The organism is Shewanella vaxholmensis, assembly GCF_031932135.1.
Lineage (GTDB): Bacteria > Pseudomonadota > Gammaproteobacteria > Enterobacterales > Shewanellaceae > Shewanella > Shewanella hafniensis.
In genome coordinates this window covers 1-18,571 of the sequence record NZ_JAUOEV010000018.1, presented here as the reverse complement: position 1 = coordinate 18,571, position 18,571 = coordinate 1, and the positions used below count along the sequence as shown (strand labels likewise).

Below are 18,571 nucleotides of genomic sequence, written 5' to 3'. Positions count from 1 at the left end.
TCGCTAACCAAAACAAAAAAGTCGCCAAGCGGTTACGCTTGGCGACTTTTCCTTTAAAGCGATATCACTCAAGTTTAGAAGTGCTTAGATTTAGAGGCACTTAAATTAGAGGAACTTAAATTTAGAGGTACTTAATCCAAGCCTGAGTGCTGTGTTTTTTATACTCGCTAAATCGCTTAACGGGATAATACAGCGCGATGACTAACACGCCCGCGATAAACCAAACCCATGTTGCTCACGCCAAAGTACTCACCATGGTTTGCGCCAAAGATGAATTTCGCTAAGCGATAAAGCAGTAACAGAACGTACAAATGTAAGATATAGAAGAACATAGGGACTGAGCCAAACACAGACAACCCATGGCCGACTCGCGCTAATCTCTCACTACCACTCTCGCCCGCTTTTCCTGCTGATGAAAAGTGTCGCTCAAACACCACCAAGCAGAAAAACATGCCGCCTAAGGTCACCAGTAAAAAGCTTAATGATGGTGGGTATTTGGTTAAGTTGAATACCGACATCAAGGTTTCACCCAGGTGTGCCCCCGCCTGCCAAGGCAAGGTTTCGCCATAGAGGTTAAACCCGCGTAGCACAGCAAAAAGTCCCCAACAGCTTATCCCTAACCTCAGCAGTGTTTGCTGGCGCTGCGAGGCTTCAAGCAGATTACTATTCAGTTTTTGACTGAAAATAGGCCCAGCCACATAACCCAGTAAAATCACGCCCATCCAAGGCAGCGCAGGATAACTCACTTTGATCTTAAGCGCCCCTTCACTGACAAGATATCCGCGGTCGTGAAATATGGTCCACAGGCTATAAGCCCACTCATTGGGTTGAAAATGAATTGGCGTCAACAGATTATGACCAAAGACAATCGCGAAACCTAAAACAGCCATCCAAGATCTAGGCAGATTTATCAGCGCCGCCAGCGTTAACATGCTCAGGCCGATCACCCAAATGACCTGCAACCAAAGCGTATGGTAGTTACCCATCCAAGAGATGTTGATCACTAAGATTTCGAGCGCGATTAAAAATAAGCCACGTTTAATCAAAAACGCCCGCGCTGAACGCGGCTGTCCATGACTGCGATTGGCATAAAGCCATGCAGAAACCCCTGTTAAAAACACAAACACTGGCGCACAAAAATGCGCGGCAAAGCGGCTTAGAAACAGTCCCCAAGAGGTCGAACTCAAATCCATGGGATCGCTCACCTGCATATGCAGGAAAAACCTTTCCCGCACATGGTCGAGCAGCATGATAAGCATCACTAGGCCGCGCATCATATCGATACTATTGATACGACTCTTGATACCAGTTCGGACGATAGCTGGAGTCGATTCTTGCTCGGCAAAACCTGACGGTAATTCAGGACTTGTGTTTATATTCGAGCAGATATTAGAACTGATATTAAAACGGCTAATGTTAGAACTCATAGCTGACACTCACTTTAATGCTACGTGGCTCACCCGGTACCGCCCAAAGTGCCGAATAACTGCTGGCGATATAGTGCTCATCCAATAAGTTGTCCAGATTGACGCCAAGGATGACGTTGTCGCTCAGGTGAGTATTCATAAACACTCCAAGCAACTGATACGACGGTAACTGGAAACTTGGCTCGGCAGAATCACCCAGACGTGAATCCACATAACGCCAACTCATGCCTAAATGTCCATCGATAGAAAACGCATTCAGATCCCGCTTCAGCATCACACTCGCGGTATGTTTGGGCACATTCACCAATGGACTGCCTGCAGGGATAAGCACGCCCCAGTCGGGATTCAAGCTGTCGTTGGCTGTGCGGGTATTCAAATAGGCGTAGGATAATTTGGCCTGCAAATCCTCCGTCAGCTCGGCAACTAAATCGAGTTCAACCCCGCTACTTTTGGCTTTACCTAAGGTGGCAGAAAAACCAACATTGATAGGATCTGAGGTCAAAATATTGCTCTTTTGCGCATCGAACACGGCTAAACTACCGTTTATAGGAAGATCGTTTAGCCAAGTACCATTAAACTTTATTCCTAGTTCAACCGATTTGCTCTCTTCGGCTTCGAAGGGTTTACCCGCAAAGTCGGTTCCCGAAAGCGGTAAAAAGCCTTCAGAATAAGAACTATAGAAACTTAGGGCATCGGACCATAAATACACCAGACCCACCTTGGGGCTAACCCTACTATCGGTTTGCTCTGATAGCGTGTCTTTCGCGACTTCACTGATATCCTGCTGATAACTATCGAACCTTAACCCAAGATGCAGCTTCCACTTTTCAGTGAGATCCATTTGATCTTGCAGGTAAGTTCCCCACGCCTTTTGAGTTTCGTTATTCTCATACAGCAAACTCACCTCTGGCTGAGGCCCGCCGTATTGAGGCGCATAAATATCGATGGCATATTCACCTTTTTTGCCTCGATAGCGATACAACCCCGTCTTTAAACTGTAGTGATAAGCATCGGCGCCGAGCAGCAAATTGTGGCGAATAAAACCGGCATCCATATGGCCACTTAACTCTAGGCGTAGTGAATTATCCTCGGAGGCATAGTCACGATATCTGTGCTGCCGGGTTAGCGTGCGGCCATCATCAAATAGCGATTGCCGCCCCTTGGCCAACTCAGCATCGGACGAATAGCCCTTTAAACTAGAATCACGATAGTTGTAGCCCGCGGTTAATGACCAATCATCATTTAATTCATAGTCATAGGTCAGCTGGTGCCCAGTAGCATTCACCACAGTTGCGCCATCATTAGGCTCACCTAAATAACGCGAGCGTGGCACAGTATTGATATCGTTATTGAGCACTATAATGCCGCGATCGAATAGCTGTTCCTGCTTGAGGTATTCCATTTCATAAAGTAACGAGGCTTTATCGGAAATCTGCCAACGCACTGACGGCGTGACGATTTTTTTATCGCTGAACACATAATCACGAAAACTATCGTATTCCTGCCACGCGCCATTAATCCGAAATGCCAAGTTGTCGGTTAAACCTGAGGTTACATCTCCTTCTAATCGATATTGATCGAAACTTCCTACCGACGCCTTTAAGTAACCACTGGTTTCATACTGAGGTTTCTTAGTCACTATATTGACCGTACCACCGGGCTCAGAGCGGCCATAAAGCGCCGAACCAGGGCCTTTTAAGATCTCAACATAGGCGACATTCGATAAATCCCTATGGCCACTAAAACCTCGACCGCCATTAAAGCCATTGATTAAATAGCCCGATGGCATGTTCTCGTTACCCGGAAAACCGCGCAGGGAAAAGCTATCCCATAAACCGCCGCCATTGTTTTGCCGCGCCACACTGGCGGAATAATCCAGCACATCTTGAAACCGCGTCAGCCCCGCGTCTTTGATCAATTGCTCATCTAACACACTGATCGCTTGGGGAAGTTCAGTTGCTGACACATTGCCACGGTAAGCTTGGCGATAGTGGATACTTAAACGTTCAATGTCAGTCTCTGCGATAGGATCACCAGATTGAGCATCCTCCGCAGCCAGCAGCATTGAAATAGGATTGAGTGCAACCAAGGCACCCAGCAAAAGCGCAGCGCGCTTGGGAATATAAAAAGAGGTCATTTTCACTCCGAAAATAAACAGCATCGACGCCTTCGCTAAGCCAAGGCGCTCAAAGTTAATTAAGATAAATTGAATAAACAGTAACTTATGCTGTTATGGGCGGAGCACGACTATTGAAGAAACGACTAAAAGGTCGTTTAAAGGAAATGGCGTGGAACTCAACCGAGATATAACTCTGTTGAGTGAGTTGGAAATGAAAGGGCGTACTGGTTATCGCATGTTGCAACTGGTGCTGATGTAAGCACAGCGAACAATGGGACTTAGGGTCTTCGTTAGCATGGGAAATACTGTGAACAGCAATGGCCACAGACAATAGCACCAACATGGCAGTAAGCCATATCGCTAGGGTGCGTCTTGTTTGCATCACACTATTCAAACCCTACTTCCTCACATAATTTGGCAGGCGATTGTATGTTAAGCACAACTAAAGTTGCAAACCGATTTACCTAAGCCGCAGGGCTTAAATGTTACAAGAGGTATACGACAGTTTTGTGAGAAACAGTATTTGTGAGAAATGGCGATAACCGCGAATGAATAGAGAGGGCGCTGAATATATTGAGGCTAAATGGCAGACAAAATAAAACGGCTCGCATATTTCTATGCAAGCCGTTGTTTTATTTGGCAGGGGTGGCAGGACTCGAACCCGCAACCATCGGTTTTGGAGTCCAGACGTAAACAATCGAATATCAAGTCTTTATCGTGTTACTTAGAAAAAGACACTGAGTGAAAAATAAAATAACCCTATGATTTAATTAATTTAAAAATTTACTTTTCTAACAAGTTTATTCACTATTTTGACTAAATAACGCATTTATCTAGTGAATCATTAGCTGGTGTAAGTCAACGACTTACAGCCAGCGGCTCCTTTACATAGCCCTTTAATACATCATCAATAATGATGTTAAGGGATGTTATTCCGGCCCCTGTGATATACCAAGCCTCAGGATCTACAAAAATGATGTTCCCCGTCTTCCAAGCATTCGTCTCACGCAAGAGAGGGTTATCTATGGACTGTTTATCCAATACAGGGCTTCGCTCCATTACTGCGGTTCTGTCTACCACGTAAATGATGTCAGGATTGTTTTCAAGAATGAACTCGCTTGACACGGGTTGGCCATGCAATCCCATCTGCTCTGATAAACTAGCGGGTTTAACCCCTAGCCCACTGTAAATGAACCCATACCGAGAACGAATACCTAAGAATCGAAAAGCACCATTATTATGTAACACCACGAGTGCTTTCTCAGGCCTATCCTGAATAACCATTCTGGCGGCTTCGATCTTACTTTCCAGTTCATCCACTTTATGTTTTGCCAAGGTTTGCTTATCAAATACTTTCCCCAGCACCAACAAGTGTTGTTTGACTATATCAAAGTAATCGCTGTTGCTGTCTTGATAATCAATATCCAAATGAATGGTCGGAGCCAAATTCGAAAGCGCCTGATAATGAGTTGCTTGAATAGATGACATCAGCACCAAATCGGGTTTAAGTGCATAAATACGTTCCATATTGGGCTGAACTATGGCGCCTAAATCAACGATATCATTGTTGTTGCTATAGTCCTGCAGGTAGTAAGGAACAAAATCCTTTGGCATGCCGATAATGGGAATATCAAGCTGTTCGAGATAATCGACTTCATTCATATCGAGGGCTGCAACGCGTACCGGCCGTTTTGTAATAACTGTAGTGCCCAACTTATGGGTTATTTCAACAGGTGTAAAATTTGACTCGCTAGTATCAGACGTTGCAAGAATCGTCTGCTGTACTGGCTCGCTTTTATTGTCGCAGGCCAGCAAAAAAGCCGAGCTAAATAACAGAATCGCCATCACTTTAGTACCGCTTTTACATTTCGACGTCACTTGTATTCTCCTTGTAAGTTGAAGTTGAAATAGTTACAAACTGTTCCTTGGCTCGTTTTCAGCACTTCAAGATCCAGTTCGTACAGTGCTTTTAACCTTTGTGCTGTAACAACCTCTTCAACGGGTCCTTCGCAATGCACAGCGCCTTGCTTCATGCCGACAATATAGTCGGAGTAATTAGCCGCAAAATTGATATCGTGAACCACTAACACTACCGTTCGCTTGAAGTCGTCACACAGATGGCGAAGCGCCCGCATTATGCTAACGGCATGTTTCATATCCAGATTATTGAGTGGTTCATCTAACAATAAATAATCTGTTTGCTGTGCAATCGCCATTGCCAGAAAGGCCATTTGGCGTTGTCCGCCGCTAAGCTCATCGATAAATGCATTAGCTAATGACTGTAAGTCTAAAAACGACAGAGCTTCATCAATGGCACAATGATCTGCCTTTGTGAGTGTGCCTCGACTATAGGGAAAGCGACCAAATGCCACTAACTCCCTGACCGTCAGGCGTAAATTGAGGCTGTTAAACTGACGCATGGTTGCCACTTGCTTGGCGTAATCCTTCAGGGGAATGTTGTGGATAGCAGTACCTTTGAGTAATACCTCGCCCTGCTGGATATTCAGTAACCGACCAATCGACATCAATAAGGTACTTTTGCCAGCGCCGTTGGGACCAATGAGTGATGTAATCTGATGTTCGGGAAATTGCGTGGTAACATTTTTAAGCACAGGTTTCGCGCCATAAGAATGATGTAAGTTATTGACGGTAATCACACTGCGCTCCGAGGTTTAAGAATTAATACAAAGAAATAGGCACCACAAAATAAGTTAATTAACAGCCCAACACTGGTTTGATAATTAAACAGGTGCTCAACAAGTATTTGTGCGATAAGAAAAACTGAGATAGCAACGGCGCATCCTGTTATCAAGGTAAATGAGTGCGACGGATGCCTTGCCAGTGTATAGGCCATATTCGCGACAAATATCCCCATAAAGGCCGTAGGCCCTACTAAGCTGGTTGATATTGCGACCAATACCGCGATAAGGCCTAATAACAGGCGGACCACTTTTTGATAATCAATACCGAGAGAAATTGCCGGCTCTCGTCCCATCAGTAATACATCGAGCACAGCTCGCGATCTCCAAGCGACAATACACACGGCACCGACAAGCACTAAAGAAATAAGTAATTGCTCTGGTTGAGCGCGGTTGAACGACGCTAGGCTATAGCTCTGGAAAATTGAAAATTCACCAGGACTGATAGAATATTGGATTAACTGAGTAAAACTGCCTAACACCACAGTAAGTACTAAGCCAACAAGCAGTAGGAAGAATACATCATGTCGATCTCCGCTAAATAGCCAACGATGAATCGCCATTGAGTAAAGCAACATCACTACGACTGAAACAAAGAAATTACTGTTAGCGGTGATCAAAATACTGCTGCCCGTCCCTAAGATAAGGATCAGCAGTGCCTGCAAAATCAAGTAAACCCCTTCATACCCCATGATAGATGGCGTTAAAATGCGATTTCCAGCTAAGGTCTGAAACAGTATCGAGGAAAACGCAATACAGACACCACCAAGGCAAATTGTACCCAAACGCACCAATCGATTAGGTATGACATAGTCAAAATCAAAACCTGAGCCCATCAATAAAAATGTGACTGCTAATATTACAAGCAGCCCCCAGCTCAAAAAATGCCATGCACTGTTTTTCATTTGATTTTCCAAACGATAACTAAAAAGATGAGCCCACCTAAACAGCTTGCCGTTAGACCTATAGGAATTTCAAACGGATATAAAATAAGCCGACCAAGTAGGTCACAGATAATCAATAGCGTTGCGCCAGCAAAGGCGATAATAGGCAAAGTACGTTTTAAATTATCGCCGTAACGCATAGCGACAAGGTTAGGAATAATTAAACCAATAAATGGAATACTCCCGACTGTGATAACTGTGGTGGCTATGGTTAGGGAAACCAGTACTAACCCTAAGATAACGAGACTGAAATAACTCAGTCCTAGTGTGGTAGCCAAGCCTTCGCCCATTCCTACAATGGTAAAGCGCTGTGCATAAAGGTAGGTCAGCATGACTATGGGAAGGATCAGATAGATGATTTCGTAGTTACCTTGCACTATTTTTGAAAAATCACCCAGCATCCATCCCTGCATACTCTGCATCATATTGTTTTGATAGGCATAGAGTTCCGCTATCGCACTGAGTACACTGCCAAACATAATCCCAATAATTGGAATGAGCACCGGACTCTTATACCGAATACCACGAATAATCAGAATAAAGGCTAAGCTCGCAAGCAGGCAAAAAACCAAAGCGCCTAACATTCTGGCGGTGACACCCATACTTGGAGCATGAATGATTGAAATTAATATGCCTAGTTTGGCGGCATCAAGCCCGCCACAAGTAGCAGGTTCAACAAACTTGTTTTGCACAATCTGCTGCAAAATCACACCACAGACAGCGAGCCCTGCGCCTGAGCAAATCAAGGCAAAGAGCCGCGGCAGACGACTTGCAGATAACACCAACCAGACATCATCCGAGAACGTCAGCATCTGCGTCACAGAGGCATACTTTGCACCTAGCAGCAGTGAGGCGAAACAAAGCACAAAAAAGCACGTCAGTGCATAAACTACCTTCACAAGCTGATACTTCCTATACGCAATAAATCTTGTACTAATCTGCAGCCGCTATGAAATGTTCATATCGATGCACTATGTTTGAACCTTATCGGATCCCCCTGCCTTTTGAGCATGGGTAACGGCAATACCCGCTAACACTAAGTCACGTTTTCGCTCCCACCATTTGCGGGCGCCAACCTTCATGATGTCTACCATCGCATTTATCTGCTCAGCTTTATCAGGGAGCTTGGTGGCTTCATCTTCCCAAATTGCGATAATTCGCTCTTTACGCGTTCGGCCATCGGCTTCTGGTTTAGTGGTTGACCACCATCCCAAAAAACACTCCCCCACCATGTCAACTAAGATATCAACGGCAAGCACTGCCTCATCGAGGGAAAAGCCTTTTTGTTGTAGCTTTTCGACCGACTCAGCAAAAGAACGTATACCCGATGACGGGGTAACACTGGCCTGATGAATAGATTCAGCGAGGCCAGGATGACGCTCATAGAGTGTCCAAATGGCATCGGTCAATATGATCAATTCACTCCGCCAATCGGTGGCTGCTGGCGCTCGCCAGTCCAGCTCATTAATTGCAAGCTCAGCGGCAATGGAGATAACGTCATTTCGACCTGCTACGTGATGGTAGAGGGAAGAATGATCGACCTTTAAATGCGCCGCTATAGCTGGGATAGTCGCTTGATCAACCCCAATCTCCAACGCAGCTCTGGCGATAGCCTCACGGGAAATACGGCTAGGTCTGCCTCGCTGGCGTTTTTGAGTCGGTTGATCCGGTACTTGTGTCATATCGATAAGGTTTCCAAGGCAAAAATGCCATTCTAACCGCTCTTGCTACCCGCTGCATGGCAATACCCAATACAGCGGGTAGAAGCTAGCCGCTAAAACTTCGCCCTAACGCCCACGCCTATTTCTCGTGGTTCAAGTAAATATGCATCCACGCCTCCGGTACTTCTGTCAGCCATTTTTGCCACAGGAGCACGTTCATCCAGTAAATTGCGTGCATAAACAAAGGCTTCAAAATATTGATTGATTTGATAGGAAGAATTCAGGTTTACCGTTGTGTAAGACCCCACTCTTAACTCAGGCTCATTGGTATCCGTTGAAAAGTATCCATCCGTATGACGCACATCACCGCTCACTTTAAAGGCGTCTGTGATCGCATAGTCAAACCCAAGATTGAACATATATCCTGGCGCTTTACTAAACTCGTTGCCGACAAACTCCTCGCCACGGTAGTCATTAAATTCACTTATCTCAGTTTCAAGTAAACCCAGCCCACCATATAAGCTAAAACTATCGGCAACTTTAAAGTTCCAATCTAATTCAATCCCATAGCTTTGCGCTTCATCAGCATTAATAATGACAGAACCAAAGGGTCGTCCATCTAGGTAGTCAGTAACTGAACGTTGTGAATCATTAAAGCGGGTGTAAAAGAGATTGCTATTTATGATCAAGCGTTGTTCAAGCAGATCGATACGGGTAAAAAGTTCATAGTTCCATGCTGACTCGGCATCGAATGTATAATATTCGCCACCGCGGAAATTAATGCCTGTACCACCAGGAATATTGCCTTCACTGATCATAGCGCCGATTAGGACGTTATCAGTCAGATCATAGGACAGGGCAACCTTAGGTAATAACGCCGTAAACGTCTCTTCATATTGATGGCGCACACCTGGGATGTAGCTGGCAATACCATCGTGGCTAATTTCATCAGACTGATAACGAAGTGCGCTGGTGAATGCCCACTTAGGTGAGAAGCGCCATATCACTTCACCGTAGGGGGCAAAACTGGTATGCCTCAGATCGGCGTCGGCATTACCAAATACGTTGTTCAACTTGTTATTCGTTTTATCGTCCCAGTAGAAGACACCGGCAACCCCACTAAACTCTGAACTCTTGTCACCAAAGTTCAGCCTTATATCATTCGAAAAGTTTTCATTATCTCGTTTTGCGATCCCTTGATAAGGTGCTGCAAATCGATAATCAAACTGCCCTTCTGAGTACTGCAGTTGGTTATGCAACTTCATACCATTGTCGAACACATATTCAAGATCAAAAATCCCGACATGATTACTGACTTCTTGATTGTCCTGAAAAATTGAACGATTTTCTAAGTCATCATAGGGTTCTGATACCACCTCATTTCTGGGACGTTTAGCCTCAGTGGAGGAATAAGTCAGCATGGCGGAAAAGTTACTGTATTTTTCTGGTTCCCATAGCAACTTCGCCCGTAGATTTTGGTTTTTAAACTCAAAATCCAAATCATGGGCAGTAAATTCTGGATTAACGTAATCAACAAAGGTATCTCTAGCGCTGTAATCTGCGCTAATTCTTGCGGCAAAGTCATTGCTTAGCGCACCGGACGCCATGACCGAAAAGCGCTTCTTATTCCGACTGCCATAAAGTGCTTGCGCTGCAAATTCTGGCGTATAAGTGGGGTTATGGGTATGAATGACTACGGCGCCAGCAATACTGTTGGCTCCTTGACTGGTCGTTTGCGGACCACGATAGACTTCAATAGACGACACATCCCACACGCCTGCGGCGCCTAAATCCAGTTCTGCGGGGCTCAGATATTTACCATCAACACTGATAGTTGCTCCGGGTACAGGCTTAGATAAATAGGCATTACCCGCTGCTACAGGCCCTTTGGTATCCGTGCCGCGGATAATGGGCGCATCGGTATTTCCGGCATAAATTAAATTTGGTGTACCGCCGAGAATTTCTGAAATCGTTGATTGGTCCGCATTTTTCCTCAACTGTTCTTCAGTGATGACCGTCACTGAACTCGCAGTTTCTTTCAACGTTCGCTCGATTTTCTGGCCGTAAACTGTGATGACTTCAATATTTCCCGCTGCATCTTGTTGCTTGGATTGCTTATCTGGAGCAGTTCCACTGTCAGCAATAGTTGAGCCTGAAATAGCGCTAAGCCCCAGCGCAAGAGAACCGATAACCCACTTTGATTGTGGGTAAAACTTACCAAATCGGGGCATGTTTAATAACTCCTTATACGAAAGATTTGTTGCCAATGAGAATAGTTATCAATTATATTATCGCCGTTCAAAACATTTATCAACACCATGTTGATAAATAAAAATGACCGCTTAATATGGTCGCCATCTCAAGATGGTTCAATTTTTATGAAACAAGGAATTTGGCTCGTGGATGTTCATTTGCCCATAAAATCTGGCACTCAGACTATTTTTTACTCCGCAATATCAAGACTTCATTACTTAATTTGGCTTGTGCTAAGCACGCATTCCAGACAGAAGCCCGGCCTGATCCACTTCGATTTTTTTAGGTGAACATTAAAATGCAGTTACTTTTCAGCCCCCATTCAAAACTAGCTTTGGCCTTACGTCCGGCGATTCCCGCACTCACTATCGGAACATTACTAGCGGCTGGTACCGGCGTGATGGCACTAAGCGCACTCTGGTGCGTAATACAGCTTATTGCTGGGTATCATTCATTTTGGTTAGCGGGTGCGCTCATATTTTGGATATTGTCGGCACTGCTTTCTGGTAGCGCCTCTTGGATTAATCACAATGCTGAGGCGCAATTTTCTGGAAGATTAAAGCGTGATGTTGCAGCGCATCTTGTTAGGCTGCCACCAAGTACTTTGGCAAAATATAAGGGCGAAAAGTTAAAGCGATTAATGGTCGATGACATAGCGTCATTGCATCATATGATCGCGCATTTACCCTCAGAATTAGCGACCTTTATCATTGTCCCTGCCATTACTATCGGTTTGCTGATCTTAAGCACGGGCCTAGTATCATTACTTGCCCTTATCCCAGGCCTCGTCGCCGCGCTTTTCTATTTGGTGGTAGTCCCAAGGCTTGCTGCAAAACAGGGTGAAGCACGAGTTAATGTGATGGGAAATATCACAGCTGCAGTGGATGATTACTCGCGTGGTGCACCAGTATTTAGAATTTATGGCGATCAAACTGGCGCAATAGCCGACTACCAAAAGGCAACTAAGCATTTTATTGAGGAGATCATTGAGCGGGTAAGCAAGGTATCCACTTCAGTCGCAGTGGCCACATCACTACTACAGGCTGTTTGCACTTTTGCGATTGTCTATGCCATCGGGTATGAATGGCCCCCAGAAAAGCTTGCTGCAGCCTTGTTCTTCAGTCTGGCCATTGTCACGCCAGCCCTAAAGCTCGGGCATGGGCTTGATTATCTTGCCACGGGCCGCGCTGCAGCTAAGCGACTAACAGATTTTCTTGAGCAGTCGAGAGTCCCTGTTGGTAGCGGTAATATTGAGCTTAATACACCTATGCCGCTCACTCTCACCGATGTCGTGCCTTCACTGTCTACAAGCAGTAAAACAGTGCCCATTAACTATCAATTTAGATCTGGCAGAATCACGGCAGTGACAGGGATCAGTGGTGTTGGCAAATCCACATTACTGCGCTTATTAGCTGGCATGGAGCCACTACATGCCGGAGATATTCGACTCGCTGGTATTGCACTCAATAAGTTGGATGAAGCCTCAATTAATCGCGCGATCATGTTATTACCGCAAAGTGCGGGACTACTGGCAACCTCCATCGCCGGCAATCTCGCGCTCACCGCACCTGATGCCACGGATGAAGATTACTTAGTGGCATTACACTGCACACAATTGGATAAATCCTTAACTACTCATGCAAGCACCTTGTCTGGTGGCGAAATACAACGGGTTAATCTTGCCCGTGTGTTTCTTACTCCCGCTCGCGTGATATTGCTTGATGAACCCACATCGGCCCTAGACAGCGAAACGGCATTTAACGTGTTCAAAGCGCTAAGCCATCACGCAAAAACAAACCACAAAACGATCGTGATGATTACCCATGACTTAACGCTTTCTGAGCTGGCGGATGACAAGCTCGCACTAAAGCATCACAGGGAAGGAGAAGGCCAATGATAAATCGTCCCCAAGATTACGCCGCCATAAAACACTTAATACCTGTTGCCTGCGGTTGGGCTGTGGCGGCCATATTGGAAGCGGCATGCTACATTCAACTGGCTTTAGCCATTATTGAGCAGCAATCACCACAAATAGTGCTATTCATTGCCGCGATAACCATACTCACCACAATACTGGCTTCGCGTTCTGGTTTTTGGGCTGGCGCAAGGCTAGCTAATGCGCTCTACAGTGCCCTAGGCGCGACTATGCAACAAGCTAAGCTCTCTTGGTTTACAGCCAGTGTCAGGACACTACTCATAGAAACCGTCTCTCGGAGTATTCCTGGCTTTATGAGTATTCCGGCACATCAATTTCAGGTCTTTATTCATGCACCGCTTATTCCGCTCTGCATTACTTTCGGCATCGGATTGATCGGTGGCATACCACTGGTAATGATGTTGGCTAGCTTGTTGCTCATATCATTTGTGATTCAGAGTATGGCGCAACGGGCCCTTGCCCGCGCAGATATGGACCGAAACAACGCTGAACTGGCAACGAATCAATCCACTCTTGAACTTATAGATCACGTAGAATTACTCCGTACAGCAGCGGGATACAATCGTGCGACCGAGCGTTTAGAGCAAAACTGGCAGGCGCAAGAAATCGCACTGGGTCGAACTAATCGCGCCGCCGCTATAGCAACATTACTGTCGGCTATCGCCAGCTTTTTACCTATTGCCGGCATGGCTCTCTATCTCGTGTTATCAGGCGTAAACAATACGACAATGCTGCTCGCTGTCTTGATGTTGACCATGCGCGCATCAGCGCCACTTGAGACTCTCGCCGTGGCGGCAATAGGCATTAATGATCAGTTAGCGGCTATTAAACACTATCGACAAGCGACTAATGCGCCAACGCTCAAAGAGCCAAGCCAAGCGCAACAAAAGACACCGCACAATCATACAATCGAACTGAATAACGTAACATTTCCCCCTGCGGTGCAAAATATCAATGCCATTATCGAACCAGGTGAACGCGTACTGATTTGTGGCCCTAGCGGTTCTGGAAAAACAACCCTACTTAAGCTATTAATGCGCTTTGATGATCCCACCCTAGGCCTGATCAATTTGGGCAAGGTACCACTCACGTCAATCCCTGCTGCTGAACTTGCCCGCTTTTTCGCCTATGTGCCGCAGGATCCACTCATCTTTACAGGCACCATTGCCAGTAATATTCGCATTGGTAACCCTGATGCCGACGATCAAGCCGTAGATAAAGCGGCACGCCAAGTGGCACTGGATGAAGTATTAGACAGATCAGAACTGGGCATATACCAAGAAGTCGGCTTACAAGGTGCGGGGTTATCGGGAGGGGAACGCCAAAGGCTTGCCTTAGCACGCGCGCTTATCAAAAATGCATCGATTCTGATAATGGATGAGGCCACCTCGGCATTGGATGAGGAGACGGAAAAGCGCGTTGCCAAAGCTATTTGCGAACAAAGCTGCACACTGGTTGTCGTTTCGCACCGAAACCAATCAGTTTGGCAGCCAACTCACATTATAGAATTTGCTCAATCGCTTGCCTTAAAGTAAGAATTGCTTGTGCATTAGAAATTCTGAATTAAAGATGTACAGCCTATTATTTTTCTTTACCCAAGCTTCTAATGAAGAATGTATTACAGCCGAGATGACGAAAGTCATTTCGGTACTGCACTAGCTGAAAGTACAAAATATCATGAGCATCGTAATAGAACTAACCAAGAGTTCATCGCATATCTCACTCTGATATCGGCCTCATTCAACAAAGATCAAAGGATCACAAAATCGATCTGTTGAAGTTGGTATATCCGAGCACACCTATTTTTTGAACTACTGAAAAAATTAGAATAATAAGCAAATAAAATCAATGCTATAGATAGCGTTCAAAATTATGAACGCCCCCTAAAAGCCCGTTAATAAAACAACAACCAAGCTCTCTAAAATCCTCATATGTAGTGAAGCACTGCGTGTCGCTGCCCCCGCAATCAACCGCGCCAGAAGGACCCGTGATGATAATGGTTCGCATCTACATCGAGTTGAGAGTGATTCTCATCACCATAAGGTGTCGCGTTCGCCTTCAATCAAACCGTGAGCATCGGCGAGACGCAAAATCCGCCCATCAGAAAGTCTAAATTCCTCATAATTGCACATGATCATCTCTCCCTTTCTATCTATGCAGGATGACTAATATAGGTAAAGTGGTATTCGGCTAAAGTAAGCATAGGCCTAGACAGCAGCTATTCACCTAAAACCGTCTAAAACCTTGGCTTTTACCCTCTTCACCCTATCGCCAACAATTAACACCAAAGCAACAAATACACGCCGTTGCATCCTTCCTTAGGGTTGATGCAATGACTCGTCTGTGGCCCTACTGCAGCATGGGCTAGAGTGCTCCCAACTTTTTGAGGCTATCTAGGGATTATCTAGGCCGCATAGAAAAACGGTTGAACCATATTGGTGCAACACACTGAACAACACCCATTGAATAGAAACATATCAATAACAATTAAGATTAAGGCCGCATGAGCCTAAAAACGCGTTCAATCACCCAGAAACAGTGTGCAGATCATCCCAGTTCGCCTGCTTTCGATGACTAAAAACGGGGAGCGGATAACGCCTTAGCAGGATGAGGCCGCGACCGAAACAGTGAGCCGAATAGAAGGATCCATTTGTGCGCCATCAATTCACCCAGAACTACCAAAAAACTCACCTTTTGCCCTCCCCTTTACGCCCTTGAAGCGTTAACACAAAAGCAACAAAAGCGAGCCGTTGCATCCTCCTCTAGGGTTGATGCAACGACTCGCCTGTAGCCCTACTGCTGCATAGGTTTGAGTGCTCCCAACTTTTTGAGGGGATCTAGGGATTATCTAGGCCGCACCGAAGAACTGTTGAACCCTAATGGTGTAATACCCCTATCACCACATAACATATCAGCAATAACTGCAACTAAGAAAACGTGTAGAATTCTCACTTGTCATCGTCGCACAGCACGTCAATATCTGCCCTATCAATGCAGGCTGCACCCACAGACATTAGCAAATGCCTAAACGACTAATACATCTGCAGGTAAAACAGCTGGCAAACGTAATACGCCTTAGTGGAGGCTTGAGCCGTATGCTGTGAAAGTTGCACGTACGGTTCTTGGAGAGCGGCACTAGGTAACAAGTGCCGCTTATCCGACCAAAGCTTGCTAACGTAAGTACTCTATTAACGTAAAAAACACGCCGTTGAAAGGCGTGCTTCTTAACGAGAAGTTAAGTATCAGCTAAGCATCAACGAACAAGACTTCACCATTGATAAAACCATCAACTGACCTTTCAAACGCCTTACCTACTAGTTTACCTGGCACTGGCTCGAAGCCAGGCATCATTTCACCATAAACCTCCCATGCTTCCTCAAGTACAGTAGGATTTACGACGTTGATTCGCGTCCCTCTTGGCATTTCGTGTGCGACACACTTAACAAAGGTATCGATTGCACCACTTGTTGTTGCATCCGCAATTGCATAAGGGATTGGTTTAACATTTAAAATGCCGCTAATTAGAGTGAATGAACCATTATCTGCGATATAATCTTGCCCAATACGAACAAGGCTTATTTGTCCCATCATTTTGCTCATAACCGTTGCCATCCATTGTGACTCTGTCATATCGGCAAAAGTGGCATATTCACAAAAACCAACCGTGTTTACTACAGCGTCAAAGTGACCTACTTTCTCGTATAAGGCTCTGATAGAGTTTTCATCTGTAATGTCAACGATATGATCTACATCACCAGAGCGTCCTGCGGTAATAACTTTATGGTTACCTAAACCAGATAAAGCAGCTTGTCCCATCTTACCTAAAGCGCCAATTAGAATTACTGTTTTCATGACTCTCTCCGTCTTGCTGATTTGTTTCGGCAAGGGCTATGTTAGTGCGAGATAAAAACAATTAGAAACAACGTTTCTTTGTAAGTGATACAATAAAAATTGGTAATGAGTTGTTCAGCAAGAAGGGGACTCGAATGAACAAGCTTGATAGGTTGGATATTAAACAGCTCAGAGTTTTTCAGGCGTTAATTCGTGAGCAAAGCGCATCGAAGGCAGCTAGTCAGCTAGGGCTTACCCAACAAGCCGTTAGTGAGCAACTTAAGAAATTAAGGGACGTATTTGAAGATCGATTGTTTCTTCGAAAAACTAATGGTTTTGTACCAACGCCTTTAGCAGAAGAATTATCGCGAGAAATCGACAAACTGCTTAGAGGATTTCAGGAGCTTCTGTCTCCCAAAGTATTTGATCCAACAACGGTTTTAGGAACCTATGTCATAACAGCAACAGACTATGCACAACAAATCGTTCTACCACAGTTAATTGCGACATTGAGACTTAAATCGCCGAACTTAAAAATCATTGTTAGAGATTTTGAATTAGATAGGTTAAATGACTTAATGGAAAGCGGGAAAGTGAACCTAGCGATAGCATTTCCTGACTATATACCTAAACCTTACCCAGTAATTAAGTTGTTTGAAGAACACCATATATGCATAACATCAAATCATTCAACGATTTCTAAAGTAAATCCCTCATTAAAAGAGATAGCAAGCTATCCGACGATTATTGCTTCACCATCCAGACCTAATTTTAAAGGATCAATAGATGATTGGTTCAAGCAGTTTGGTTTAGAGCGTAATGTCGTTGTATCTGCACCTTGTTTTTCCGTAGTTCCACTTTACCTTGAAACAACGGATTCTATTGCTTTCTTGCCTTCTAGAGCGGTAGAAGGATTAAACGTGACACAAATAGTAATGAGCGAGTCACCTGAGCCATTTGATGTTATCGCTGCATGGCATCCCAGGTATAGCAATGATCCGCTACAGAAATGGATTGTTTCTCTGTTAAAGGAAAAATATCTCACATAGGTTGCACTATCTTCTAATGATGGACAACTAACACGCTTATATCCCGAGGTATTGTGTAGATTGAACGATTGAGCGCTTAGAGCTCACACTAGACAGCTCAAAATCTCGCAATTCCCCTGACCTATTCGAGCGGAAATAATTAACATCAAAAAAACAAAAACACGTCATTGCATCCTCCTGTAGGGTTGATGCAATGACTCGCCTGTAGCCCTACTGCTACATGGGTTTGAGTGCTCCCAACTTTTTGAGGAGATCTAGGGATTATCTAGGCCGCATCGAAGCACGGTTGAACCCTAATGGTGCACCCCCCCTATCCCCAAATAACATACCAGTAACAACTAAGGCTAAGAAAACGTGCGCTATTCTCACTCGCCATCGTCGCACAAAGCCCTATCAATGCCAGCTGCACCCACAATCATCAGCAAATGCTTGAACGACTAACGCACCTGCAGGTAAAGCAGCTGACAAAACGTAAACATGCACATTGATGCTAGGTATCAACACTTATCCGCCTAACTAAATCTCCCTGCCTCACAAAGACTATTTAGCCAGCGTGAGATTAGCGGACACATCGGCAGGTAAACACAGCAGGATCATAGGACCAGACGGAACAACACCCTTAGGTACCGGCGACATAGATCACCGGCATTAA

At 45.0% G+C, this 18,571-nt stretch carries 12 protein-coding genes and 1 pseudogene; 3 read left to right on the top strand and 10 right to left on the bottom strand.

Annotation, left to right across the window (positions count from 1 at the left end; genetic code table 11):
* Positions 1-121 precede the first annotated feature (121 nt).
* The 9 genes and pseudogenes from Q4Q46_RS15155 to Q4Q46_RS15115 form a co-directional block, all read right to left on the bottom strand.
* A pseudogene (locus Q4Q46_RS15155) lies at positions 122-1,427 on the bottom strand (acetyltransferase domain-containing protein).
* Positions 1,417-3,564: a TonB-dependent siderophore receptor gene (locus Q4Q46_RS15150; protein WP_311906379.1), complete on the bottom strand. Its 2,148-nt coding sequence runs from the start codon at positions 3,562-3,564 to the stop codon at positions 1,417-1,419. The pseudogene Q4Q46_RS15155 and the gene Q4Q46_RS15150 overlap by 11 nt, the downstream one beginning before the upstream one ends.
* Positions 3,565-3,649: 85 nt before the next feature.
* Positions 3,650-3,940, bottom strand: coding sequence for a DUF2946 domain-containing protein (locus Q4Q46_RS15145; protein WP_311906378.1), 291 nt, complete (start codon positions 3,938-3,940; stop codon positions 3,650-3,652).
* A gap of 464 nt (positions 3,941-4,404) precedes the next feature.
* Positions 4,405-5,424, bottom strand: coding sequence for a siderophore ABC transporter substrate-binding protein (locus Q4Q46_RS15140; RefSeq protein WP_012089960.1), 1,020 nt, complete (start codon positions 5,422-5,424; stop codon positions 4,405-4,407).
* Complete coding sequence (locus Q4Q46_RS15135) at positions 5,421-6,203, bottom strand: iron ABC transporter ATP-binding protein (protein WP_012089961.1); 783 nt, start codon at positions 6,201-6,203, stop codon at positions 5,421-5,423. Before Q4Q46_RS15135 ends, Q4Q46_RS15140 begins: the two co-directional genes overlap by 4 nt.
* Complete coding sequence (locus tag Q4Q46_RS15130) at positions 6,200-7,150, bottom strand: iron chelate uptake ABC transporter family permease subunit (RefSeq protein WP_012089962.1); 951 nt, start codon at positions 7,148-7,150, stop codon at positions 6,200-6,202. Before Q4Q46_RS15130 ends, Q4Q46_RS15135 begins: the two co-directional genes overlap by 4 nt.
* A complete protein-coding gene (locus tag Q4Q46_RS15125) occupies positions 7,147-8,088 on the bottom strand; it encodes an ABC transporter permease (protein WP_063883358.1) in 942 nt (313 codons plus the stop codon). The genes Q4Q46_RS15130 and Q4Q46_RS15125 overlap by 4 nt, the downstream gene beginning before the upstream one ends.
* Positions 8,089-8,160: 72 nt before the next feature.
* Positions 8,161-8,871, bottom strand: a complete 711-nt coding sequence (locus Q4Q46_RS15120; protein ID WP_063883357.1) for a TetR/AcrR family transcriptional regulator — start codon at positions 8,869-8,871, stop codon at positions 8,161-8,163.
* Between the two features lie 92 nt (positions 8,872-8,963).
* Positions 8,964-11,081 carry a TonB-dependent receptor gene (locus Q4Q46_RS15115; protein WP_012197537.1) on the bottom strand — a complete coding sequence of 706 codons (2,118 nt, stop codon included), beginning with the start codon at positions 11,079-11,081 and terminating at the stop codon, positions 8,964-8,966.
* A 320-nt stretch (positions 11,082-11,401) separates the two neighbouring features.
* Between Q4Q46_RS15115 and Q4Q46_RS15110 the strand changes: the two genes are divergently transcribed.
* Together Q4Q46_RS15110 and Q4Q46_RS15105 are read left to right on the top strand one after the other, a co-directional pair.
* Positions 11,402-13,000, top strand: a complete 1,599-nt coding sequence (locus tag Q4Q46_RS15110) for an ATP-binding cassette domain-containing protein (protein ID WP_311906377.1) — start codon at positions 11,402-11,404, stop codon at positions 12,998-13,000.
* Positions 12,997-14,574, top strand: a complete 1,578-nt coding sequence (locus Q4Q46_RS15105) for an ABC transporter ATP-binding protein (RefSeq protein WP_311906376.1) — start codon at positions 12,997-12,999, stop codon at positions 14,572-14,574. Before Q4Q46_RS15110 ends, Q4Q46_RS15105 begins: the two co-directional genes overlap by 4 nt.
* Positions 14,575-16,285: 1,711 nt before the next feature.
* On the opposite strand, the gene Q4Q46_RS15100 is transcribed toward Q4Q46_RS15105, so the two are convergent.
* Complete coding sequence (locus Q4Q46_RS15100; protein ID WP_012196891.1) at positions 16,286-16,891, bottom strand: short chain dehydrogenase; 606 nt, start codon at positions 16,889-16,891, stop codon at positions 16,286-16,288.
* A gap of 134 nt (positions 16,892-17,025) precedes the next feature.
* Here Q4Q46_RS15100 and Q4Q46_RS15095 point away from each other — a divergent pair, with 134 nt between their 5' ends.
* Positions 17,026-17,919 carry a LysR family transcriptional regulator gene (locus Q4Q46_RS15095; protein ID WP_012196890.1) on the top strand — a complete coding sequence of 298 codons (894 nt, stop codon included), beginning with the start codon at positions 17,026-17,028 and terminating at the stop codon, positions 17,917-17,919.
* The last annotated feature ends 652 nt before the right edge of the window (positions 17,920-18,571 follow it).